The organism is Roseibium aggregatum, assembly GCF_014692675.1.
Taxonomy (GTDB): Bacteria; Pseudomonadota; Alphaproteobacteria; order Rhizobiales; family Stappiaceae; genus Roseibium; species Roseibium aggregatum_C.
Map to the genome: position 1 here is coordinate 1 of NZ_JABFCZ010000079.1, position 1,213 is coordinate 1,213.

Genomic DNA, 1,213 nt, shown 5'->3' on the forward strand with positions numbered 1-1,213 from the left:
ATTATGAGGACCAGACTGCGCGGATCTCCATCTTGGCCGGGGCTCGACCCCGAGACCGGATACGTTGACGCAGACTGAACAGAGCAATCTTCAAATTACCCCTTGCAGACGGGGCGGGCCATACGTTCAAGACTGTCTGTTAGGAGGCGGTCTTGGCACCTGGCGAATTGACAGACGCCGAATGGGAACTGATCGAAGCGTTGCTTCCTTCGGAGCGAGGCCGAAAGTCTTGCCCGGCGCAGGATAATCGTCGTTATTTGAACGGCATGTTACATGTCCTGCGCGTTGGCTGCCCTTGGCGGGACATGCATGAGCGTTACGGAAAATGGAACTCGGTCTATGTCCGGTTTCGCCAGTGGGCGGAACAAGGCGTTTGGGACGGTCTGCTGGAAACGCTGGTGGACCTCGGGCTTACCGATGACTGGCAACACATGATCGACAGCACCACAGTCCGCGGCCATAGTCAGGCAGCAGGCGCTGAAGGGGGACTCATAAGGAGGCTGTCGGTCGATCACGCGGCGGCTTTACGACGAAAATCCACGCCCGAACAGACGGTCAAGGACGCCCTCTCGGCTTTGTCCTGACAGGCGGCGAAGCATCAGACTACAGCGCCTTCCCGCCCTCCTGGATATGCCTTTCCGCAAGCCCCGGCTGTTCCTGGCTGACAAGGGATACGATGGCGATGCCGTGCGCCAAAGCCTGCTGTTGGCTGGCATCAGTCCCGTCATTCCACCGAAGTCAAACCGCAGGGAACCAATTCCTTGCGACTTCCGGGCCTGCAAGGACAGGAACCGGATCGAGCGAATGTTCAACAAGGTCAAACACTTCCGCAGGATCGCCACCCGGTACGACAAAGCCAAAGCATCCTTTGCAGCTTTCCTCAATCTCGCAGCTGCACGCATCTGGCTACAAGACTTTGTCAACAGATCCTAATGGGTATCTTGCTGGCCGCTTGCTCTTTGCTAGTGCGCTCACTAATGCATGCGTTGCCGTGGGGGCAACTGAAAATTATCATTGATAAAAATAACAAACTGCGGTGAACGTTACTATTGGCGTTCGGCGGCCTTTTCAAGTGGAGTAGCTTGTTAGGCTTCGTGGACAAAGCTTGACTGGGGACTCGGACCTTGATTCAAGGCTGGCTTTTGGAGGCAGCCTTGGGCGAGCGGATTGGCGTTACAGACGAAGAATGGGAAGTGATCGGGCCGCTGTTGCC

At 56.5% G+C, this 1,213-nt stretch carries 1 pseudogene; it reads left to right on the forward strand.

Going from position 1 to position 1,213, the window contains the following annotated elements:
* Positions 1-152 precede the first annotated feature (152 nt).
* Positions 153-933, forward strand: a pseudogene (locus HK439_RS26355) (IS5 family transposase).
* Positions 934-1,213 lie beyond the last annotated feature (280 nt).